The organism is Carnobacterium sp., assembly GCF_040274425.1.
In genome coordinates, this window is the sequence record NZ_JBEMBC010000016.1 from 40,774 (window position 1) to 49,972 (window position 9,199).

Consider the following 9,199-nt stretch of genomic DNA (forward strand, 5'->3'; position numbering starts at 1 on the left):
AAAACCAATGGTAAGAGGAGGGAAGGTGTCTCGTGGTAGTGACATGGGACATCGTTTATTATGGAGCAGGTAGTAGGATATGTTAGACAGTCTACTAAAATCCAAAAAAGCTTAGGAGCACAGGAATCCGTTTTACTAAAAGAAGCTGAAAAAAGACATCATCAAATAGCTCATGTCTTTTCAGATAAGGCTAGTGGTAAGAACTTAGATAGAAAAGGAATACAGCTGTTAAAACAATTGCTTGTAAAGAAGCAGGTTAAGTATTTATATGTTTGGAGAATGGATAGGATTAGCAGAAACACATCAGATATGCTTAAGTTTTATGATTTTTGCCAAAGCTATGGAGTTAAGATTATCAGTATAGCTGATCCAATCAATGTTACTACAGAAACTATGACAAGATTTCATATTTCAGTAATTGGTAGTGTTGCAGAAATGCAACGTGAACTTCTACGAGAAAATAAATTAGAAGGAAATAGGCAGAAACATAGCCAAGGACTGGCGTTGTCTGCTCATGTAGCTTATGGATATAAATACAAAAATAAGTTAATGGAAATTGACCTTGTAGAAGCTAAGATAGTCGAAAAGGTTTATGAATTGTATTTAACAGGATACGGATATAGAAAAATAAGTAACCTTTTAAATGCAGAGCAGGTCACGTTTAAAGGAAAGATGTTTAATAGTGGTCACATAAGAAATATGTTAATCAATCCTGTATATACGGGGATAATCGATAATCATTTTGGAATTGTAAAAGGACAACATACGGCCATCGTTTCTCCTCAATTGTTTGAGAAGGCAAAAGGAATTAGAGAGAGTAAACAACTTATGCGCAAAGACTGGAGAAGATCATTTCTAGTAAAAAAAATAAAATGTCCTTATTGCAATAAAGCACTGACTATTCAATATGCGCAAGATCTAAGCAAATTAAGCAAAATTTATTACTATACTTGTTCTTCTTATATAGCTAACGGAAAAAGTGTATGTAGAGGATATCGACTGAACACTAGAAAGATTGAAGCAGAGGTTGTAAAAGACATCATGAGCTTTTTATTGAATACGACTATTTTGGAGCAGATAGGAGTAAGTGTAGATCGGAAAATTGAACACATCAAAAAAAGTAAGACTCTTGATAAACAACAACAGGCTAAAGATAAGCAATTGTTATTTTGTGAATTTGAGCTTGGAAAGTTGAGTCAAGAAAAACTAAGAGAAGAGATTGCTTATTTAAATAAGCAGTCTTTAAAATTACCAACTGAAGAAATACCTAATATAGTCGATGTTAAAGATTTGAGTAGAAGAATGCAGCAGTTAGGGGAGCCAGAAGCTATGCCAACTGTGTTGCAGTACCAGTTTTTTCAAGAAATTATAGATCGTATTGTTGTGAATGAATATAAGATGCTTACTGGTCTTTACCTAAAAGGAATGGATAAGAACGTTTTAAGTATGCTAGAGAGAGAGGTTGAATAAATATGATGAATTCAGGAACTATTGAGAAGAAGAGAGCGGTTGGATATATTCGAGTAAGTACGACAGAACAAGCAGAGAAAGGTTACTCTCTTGATGCCCAGACGCAAACAATTAGAGAGTATTGTTTGCGAGAGAACTTAGATTTAAAGTTCGTTTACGCAGATAGAGGAAAGAGTGGTAAATCCATTAAAGGACGAGACGAGATGCAAAGATTATTGCAAGATGCCGAAGAAGGGAATTATGATTGTGTTGTAGTATGGAAAATAAGTCGAGTTGCTAGAAATTTAGTAGACTTATTGGAGATTGTTAATCTGCTACAGAAAAAGAATATTGCCTTTTATAGTATTAGTGAGCAGTTTCAAGTAGATACATCATCAGGTCGCTTTATGCTCCAAATCATGGCTGCAACGAATGAAATGGAACGGAATCAAATCGCTGAGAACGTTAAACTAAGCATGACAAAGCTATCTCATGAGGGGTATTGGATATCTGGAAAAGCTCCTCTTGGATTTGATAATATTGAACTTTCTAATGAGAAAAAGGGACTAGCTATTAATAAAAAAGAATCTGGAATCATACAGCTCATCTTTCATGAAGCAGCAAAGGGAAAAGGCTATCGTTCTATTGCAAATCAGCTAAATCGAATAGGCTATAAAACAAAATTTAGTAACAGTTTTAGTTCCGTAGCTATAAGGGATATCTTAAAGAACCCCGTTTACATTGGTAAAATAAGATATAACAAATATGAGAAATGGTCAGATAAGAGGAGAAATGGCCTAAGTAAGAATGTCTTTATAGTTGATGGTAAGCACGAAGGGATCATAGATAACGAATTATGGGAAAAGGTACAAGGTAAGCTAGCATTGAGTAGTAAGAACCCTGCATGGAATCATAAAGGTGCAAGTATATTAACGGGGATTTTAAAGTGTCCTGAGTGTGGTTCACCTATGGTTATAAACAATGTTACCAATAAATTGAAAGATGGGACTAAGAAGGTAATCCGGTATTATAGCTGTAGCCAATTTAGAAATAAAGGTGCAGCAGTATGTCATGCAAATAGTATAAGAGCCGATGTAGCAGAAGAACAAGTTGCTTCTAAACTAAGTGCAGTCATACAACAATCAGAGGTTTTAGATGCCGTTATAGAGAACATGAACAAAAAAATGATTGAAGAAAAGGAACCATTCGAGAAAAATCGTAAAAGTATTCTATCTAAAATTGAGATAACGGAAAAAAATATACAGCGGTTTTTAGAATTAATAACTCACGCTCCTGAGATTGCAGAAGATTTACATGTTAGAATAAAAGAATTAGAAAATAATCGTTATGAGCTCCTAAATCAAGAACGAGAGATGGAAAACAGGTTAAATCAAACGAGGAAGTCAATTTCTAAGAAAGAAACACAAAGAGTATTGGACTTACTTGGTATAGCTATAAAGGATAAAGAGAAAAAAGAACTAAAGGAAATCTACAAGACATTTATTGATAAAATTACTTTCAATAAATCTACAAAGGAAGTAAACGTTCATCTAGTCTTTAATAAGGAAATACTAATAAAGTTAAACAACAATTTTGAAATAGAGCCTTCATCTTCGTTAGAGGATGAGGGCTCTATTATTTTGTCTAAAAATACCTATCTTATTCTATAAAATAAAATAGGTAACATGTGCATGTGCTAGAAGAATAAATATTCCCTCCTAGTGTTGTTATTTTTATTTGCTCAGATTCTAGTGAGGTGATGATCAATTTTTGTGAGGGAATTTTGATTTTCTAGCCCTTATATTTAAAGAAATCCCACAGCTATCCGCTATCCTAGAGATAGCGGGAGTCAAACGGGATCATAATAAGCGAATGATAACAATGAATTGTTCATTCTATCCCGTATTCCCTTAAATTTATTTATAGTATCTAAACTAAGTTGAAAAGGATAAAAACCTAAACAGTCTATAAAAATTGGCCTCTTATCGACTAAAATTACGGGTTACCGGGGAAAATATAGACGTTAAAATAAAGACAGCGGGATACCAGAAACCATAGGGAGGGAAAGTTTAGACTTATCATGCCGCAAAAAAATGATACAATGAAATGAATCAAGGTTTGTGTGTATGACTAACGGATTAATCTGCTAGATTCAGTCTACTGATTACGTAATGACTGACTTGTCCTATGAGGCTAAGCATTATGGAATAATTTAACCAAATCTGTAGCAAGAAGTCATACTGATTAAAAGAATTATGAGAACGTTTTAGATAGAAGCGTGAAGGGAGAGAAGAATTTGATTTCTGAAATTTCAAAACGAGATATTATAGATATTTTAACCCTAGGACGTAATAACTGCGAATTTTATTACCATGGGAGGTTAAGTGAAATTAGTTTTTTAAGCCGAATAACTAATTTAGAAGATTTATCTAGCAATGATAGCAGATTTAATAATATGACAGAAGATATTCGTCAACATACTGTAAATAACAATGATTGGGAAGTAGATTGGGTGTTTTACGATGATAGATTAAAACTTTTACGAGATGAAGAACTATTTATCAATTTCATTGAACAAATATTCAATCCAAATGTTAGGGATGATAAGGATAACTGGGAGGACTATCTAAATAAAATAAATACTATATTATATTATGATAATGTTCAACTAAATGTGGATGAGACGTTAAGTGGTAGACCAGTGTATAAAATAACATCAATCAAAACTTCAAAGGTAATTACAAATTATAGTGAGCAAATAAAAGTGAAATTTAGCTCAGAATATATTGATTCTCAAATATCAGTTATGTTGGAAAATGTAGAAAAAAATCCTAATATAGCTATTGGTAAATCTAAAGAACTGTTAGAATCCTGCGCAAAAACAATTTTAGATGAATTAAAAGTTGATTATGATAATAAAATGGATTTCACTCCATTATTAAAACGAGTTATGAAAGAGCTAGGATTATCTTCTAAAACTCAAGAGAAAGATGACTCATCAGGGAAAATAGCGGCAAAACTATTAGGAAACTTGGGAGCAATCCCACAAAGTATGGCCGAGTTAAGAAATATTTTTGGTGATGGCCATGGAAAATCAAAAACTTTTGTATCCCTTCCTGCTAGATACGCAAGATTAGCAGTAGGAACATCAACTACTATAGTTTATTTCATATGGGAAACCTATCAAGAAAAGAAGTCTGATTTTTGAATAGTTTATTTGTAGAATTTAAATTATAAGTTTAAGTTAATATTATTAAGGAAATAAGCACAGAGACATCAACGCAATCTATCAAGTATTTTGTTTGACAAGAATATATTAAATTGAAGAGTTTTTTTATGCACGCCGTAAAATAAATATGTTTTTTGTGTCGGACTAATAAGACTTGAAAAAGAAAATAGAAAGCAAAATTGGAGAACGTGGTAAATCGCCCTCCCCTTTAATATTATAAAAGAAGCAGGAACGAGTTAAAAATCAAGAAAAAGAAAGGATTTGATTCTTATGGGTTTTTTGGAGAATTTATTTGGCAGTTCTAAGAATGATGATACTAACGATTTTGAGTTTAGTTATAGATATAATAAGGATGGATATTACTTGGAAAACTTTAATAGTGGTGAAGAGAAAAACTTTGAATATGAAGTGAATGTCACCATCGAATTCCTTTGGGATATGGATAAAAATATGTATAAAGTAGATTACTATGTTTCTTCACCAACCGTTACTGATGTTGATGTACCGGATAATGATGAATTTGTAAAAGATGTATACAAGGATTTAGAAGGTAAAGGAATCAACTTAGACTATATTCCTAATCACTTCGAATGGAATATGTATTAAGGGAAATAAAGGAACTATTGTGGTTTATAAGTCCCCATATCTATTAAAAAAGGATATGGGGCTATTTATAATAGTAAAGTAAGAGAAAGGTGATTTCATGTTAAGTTTAAATTTTACTGGTAGTGGATATTTCAAAATAGAAAATCAAGATAAGAAGTATCATGGAAATCTTTACTTGAATCCTGAACAAGGAGGTATCGTGTTAGATATCGAGATATTTCATAAGGGTGGACCTTTAAGTTATCTTAAATTACCAATTAAAATAGATTATATTTCTGGTGAACTCACTAATGGTTTTAAACTTACATTAATTAATTGTATAAGAACTAATACGCATAGTTATGTCGGTTCAAGGGACACATTTACATATGCAGCAGCATTTATGCTTGAAGGGATTAAGATTCCAGAAACTAAATATAATCAATTTACCCAAGTTAATTTCGTGATACCTGATGTATTACTTTGGGGAGAGAAGTCTAAATATAAAATAAACGATAATTATAGCCTAGCCGAAAATTTAAATGAAAGCGAAATAAAGATCTTCGCCAATAGTCAATTTAGTATTGGTTATAATGTCTTTGGAACTATGTTACCAGTTGTTGAAACGTCTTTACTTGTTGAAAAAATCACCTTAACTCAAAAACCGACAATTATTATTAAAGCAGAAAGCCCACAAGAGTTTAATTATTTTGTAGAAAAATATAAGAAAATTAAACGATATATTGAAATAGCAATGAAGAAAGAGATAGATTTAATCGAAATTAGATCTTATCCAACAAAAGTAATTTTGGAGGAGAATGGGTTTGATTACGATATTTCGATAAAAGTTAATAGCTCTTTAATAAAAGTGAGAAATAAAAAGAGTGTAAAACTATCAGACAGAATTTCATACTTGTTTAAGCTTAGTGATATAGACGAATACGGTGATTTCTCTAGATATATTAAAAATGCGGATAAATTGGAACCAATAATTGATTTATACTTAGATATTGTTTATTCAAATGAAATTTCAGCGGTACGTGCATTTTTAAATGTAACTCAGGCCTTAGAAACATACCATTCTAGATTTATATACGGCGGAAATATTAAAGGATACAAAAAGAGAATTGAAGAGATTATATTAGCAAAACGATCCGATTCTTTAAAGGGAGCAGATAGAAAGTTTTTACTAGCAAATTCAAAAAGTTTCGTAACATTAGAAAGTAGATTAGCTGAATTATTATTGGCAGAATTTGAAATACACTTTTATACTGGAAAAGTTGATTACAAAGACTTCCCAAAGGTCATTACTAAAACGCGAAATTATTACACTCATTACGATGAAAAACTAAAAAAACAATCCATAAAGGAAAAAGAATTATCTCCCTATGTGAGAATATTAGCCACAATTTTGGAATACTATTTACTTAATGAATTAGGCTTCGGAGATGTTGAATTTAGAAGAAGTAAAATCTGGGAATCAGTTGATAATATTCGAACTGGATTTGAAATAAGAGATATAGAAGAAAATCATTCATGAAATAATTTTCCATTTTAGATAAATTTTATCATCTTAATATGATACGCAGAACCGTATCATAAGTAAATGGGGTTTTTAGATAGTAATGAATTAACAAGAAATCTTGAGTGGTGATAAAGAGTGATTTATATACGCAAGATAACATTAGGGATGTACGCGATTGAAGTATTGAAAATTATCTAAACGAAATGGTTTAGAATGTTTGCTAATCAGTTAAATACGGATAATGATAAGAAAGAATTAAAAAATGTAAGCACATTGGCAACAACCAACATGCTTACATTTAAAATATTCGAAAAATTATTTTGCGCGCTTTACTTCAATTCGATAGCCATCAGGGTCCGTCACAAAGAAATAAGAGGGTGTGCCGCCTGAAAGTCCTCTTAAATCACCTGTTTGGTAAGCAGAAGCTTTACAAACTTCATGCATTTTTTCTAAGTCACTAACAGTCACACCTAAATGACTGAAGCCGTTTCCTACATTGTATGGCTCAGCATCGTAATTGTAAGTGAGTTCAATTTGTACAGAAGAACCGGGTGAATTCAGATAAACTAAATCAAATTTATCTTTAGGGAATTCTCTGCGGCTGGCAACTTCAAAATCGAATAGATTAGTATAAAAGTCTAAAGTAGCCTCAATATCTCTGACACGCAGGCAAATCTCAACGAGTTCTTGTTTCATAATAATATCATCCTCCAATAGTTTCTTATTTTATTCTAGCATGAATAGGTCATATAGGCACGCCCATGTTATCTTCTATAGTGCTTTCTATTACCTCAATAGTCAAAAAGCACAAAATTTACTAGAGGGGTTTAGGGATCCGTATAATAAGTAGTAAAAAAAAGTTAGTTAGTTAATTAGGAGGAAAAATAAGATGAGAATGAAATTTGACCCAAGTAATCCTATTATCCAGCTTTGTATGAAAGGGATGGCCCTAGAAGAAAGTGGGAATTTGGATGGTGCCATCGAAACTTTTCTTAAAGCATGGGACCAAACAAGTGACGACTATGAAAAATTTATTGTAGCTTATCAATTAGGATTAAGACAAAATAATGTCGACGATAAGTTAAAATGGATGGAAAAATCATTGGCCCTTGCTTTAAAAATTAATGATGATGATGTTAAGAGTGCTTATCCAACTTTATATTTAACTATCGCTAACTGTTATGAAGCAACGAATGATACTGAAAATGCTAGAAAAAATAGTGAATTATCACATTCATATCAAGGTAGACCGACTGACGCTGGTCCCTTTTATCATGGGTCAAAGGCAGATTTGCAAGTTGGTGATTTGCTGACAGCGGGCAAGAAATCAAATTACGAAAAAGATCTTAAAATGAACCACATCTATTTCACAGCAAATATCAATGGTGCGGGACTTGCTGCAGCATTATCAAAAGGCGAAGGGAACGAACGTGTTTATATCATAGAACCTATCGGTGAATTTGAAAACGACCCTAATGTAACTGACAAGAAATTCCCTGGTAACCTAACACGTTCATATCGTTCACAAGAACCGCTAAAAATTTTGGGAGAAGTAACGAACTGGGAAAAACTGACTCGCTCAGAACGACAGGAATGGGATGAAAAACTTGCTAAGAATAAAGGGGAAATTATTAACTAAAACTAACGATCATAGCAGTGCAACGAATGGGTTATGTTAGCATTTACGGTTTTCTATCAATTTTATACACTTTAATGAAAACTAATAAAGACGGAGAGAAGCCATTGTTAAATGATGACTTATCTTCGTCTTTTTCTGCTGTTATTGATATAAATCATTTAGGATTTTAGTACAATAATGTATATATACATTATAAATAGTTGGAATAATTAAAGTAAGTTATGCTTGTGAGCGGAGTTTTGCAAATATCCTAGAAACAGAATCGGAGAGCGTCAATAAGTTTGTGTAAATAAATCGCCCTTCTGCAAAATAATCTGTTACTTAGTAAACATTGAAGCTAATGTATCGGTTACTTGTTGGAAACCTTTATGGCTTCTGTTTAGAAATTTTTGATTGTATGTATCAAAGATGGATACTAGGAAACGTTCTAATGATTCTTCATTTTGAAACTGTTCTTTTCTGCGGCTGTATTTCTTAATTTGCTTATTGAAAGACTCGATCAGATTGGTTGAGTAAATGGTTCTGCGAATACTAGGCGGAAACTCATAGAAAGTCAATAAATCTTGGTTTTCTATGAGTGACTGCGTCACTTTAGGATAAGTTTTCTGCCACTTCTCAACCATACAGGACAAGAAGGTATTCGCTTCTTCCTTTGAATTGGCTTGATAAACAGTCTTAAAGTCATCACAGATTTCTTTTCGGTCTTTGACACGTACTTTATGAGCAATATTACGAGACACATGGATACAACAATGTTGGTATTTTGCTTTTG

The 9,199-nt window shown here is 32.3% G+C and carries 8 protein-coding genes; 6 read left to right on the forward strand and 2 right to left on the reverse strand.

What is annotated here, in order from left to right; all coding sequences use genetic code 11:
* Positions 1 to 60: 60 nt before the first annotated feature.
* The 5 genes from ABS911_RS05125 to ABS911_RS05145 all read left to right on the forward strand — a co-directional run bounded on the left by ABS911_RS05125 (position 61) and on the right by ABS911_RS05145 (position 6,803).
* Positions 61 to 1,470, forward strand: coding sequence for a recombinase family protein (locus ABS911_RS05125; RefSeq protein WP_350466620.1), 1,410 nt, complete (start codon positions 61 to 63; stop codon positions 1,468 to 1,470).
* 2 nt (positions 1,471 to 1,472) lie between these two features.
* Entirely contained in the window at positions 1,473 to 3,119 is a 1,647-nt protein-coding gene (locus ABS911_RS05130; RefSeq protein ID WP_350466621.1) for a recombinase family protein, read from the forward strand.
* A 626-nt stretch (positions 3,120 to 3,745) separates the two neighbouring features.
* A complete protein-coding gene (locus tag ABS911_RS05135; protein ID WP_350466622.1) occupies positions 3,746 to 4,657 on the forward strand; it encodes an abortive infection family protein in 912 nt (303 codons plus the stop codon).
* Between the two features lie 384 nt (positions 4,658 to 5,041).
* A complete protein-coding gene (locus ABS911_RS05140; protein WP_350466623.1) occupies positions 5,042 to 5,284 on the forward strand; it encodes a hypothetical protein in 243 nt (80 codons plus the stop codon).
* Positions 5,285 to 5,381: 97 nt separating this feature from the next.
* A complete protein-coding gene (locus ABS911_RS05145) occupies positions 5,382 to 6,803 on the forward strand; it encodes an ApeA N-terminal domain 1-containing protein (protein WP_350466624.1) in 1,422 nt (473 codons plus the stop codon).
* 300 nt (positions 6,804 to 7,103) lie between these two features.
* On the opposite strand, the gene gloA is transcribed toward ABS911_RS05145, so the two are convergent.
* Positions 7,104 to 7,484 (reverse strand): lactoylglutathione lyase, encoded by a 381-nt coding sequence (gene gloA / locus ABS911_RS05150; RefSeq protein ID WP_350466625.1) that lies wholly within the window; start codon positions 7,482 to 7,484, stop codon positions 7,104 to 7,106.
* 193 nt (positions 7,485 to 7,677) lie between these two features.
* Here gloA and arr point away from each other — a divergent pair, with 193 nt between their 5' ends.
* Positions 7,678 to 8,427 (forward strand): NAD(+)--rifampin ADP-ribosyltransferase, encoded by a 750-nt coding sequence (arr, locus tag ABS911_RS05155; RefSeq protein WP_350466626.1) that lies wholly within the window; start codon positions 7,678 to 7,680, stop codon positions 8,425 to 8,427.
* A gap of 317 nt (positions 8,428 to 8,744) precedes the next feature.
* On the opposite strand, the gene ABS911_RS05160 is transcribed toward arr, so the two are convergent.
* Positions 8,745 to 9,199 (reverse strand): transposase (locus tag ABS911_RS05160; RefSeq protein ID WP_350466627.1); only part of this gene is annotated, 455 nt, incomplete at its 5' end.

Bases quoted from the DNA above. Each gene is read 5' to 3' on its own strand.
- ABS911_RS05130 (WP_350466621.1), top strand. From the start codon at position 1,473: ATGATGAATTCAGGAACTATTGAGAAGAAGAGAGCGGTTGGATATATT.
- ABS911_RS05125 (WP_350466620.1), top strand. From the start codon at position 61: ATGGAGCAGGTAGTAGGATATGTTAGACAGTCTACTAAAATCCAAAAA.
- ABS911_RS05145 (WP_350466624.1), top strand. From the start codon at position 5,382: ATGTTAAGTTTAAATTTTACTGGTAGTGGATATTTCAAAATAGAAAAT.
- gloA (WP_350466625.1), bottom strand. From the start codon at position 7,484: ATGAAACAAGAACTCGTTGAGATTTGCCTGCGTGTCAGAGATATTGAG.
- arr (WP_350466626.1), top strand. From the start codon at position 7,678: ATGAGAATGAAATTTGACCCAAGTAATCCTATTATCCAGCTTTGTATG.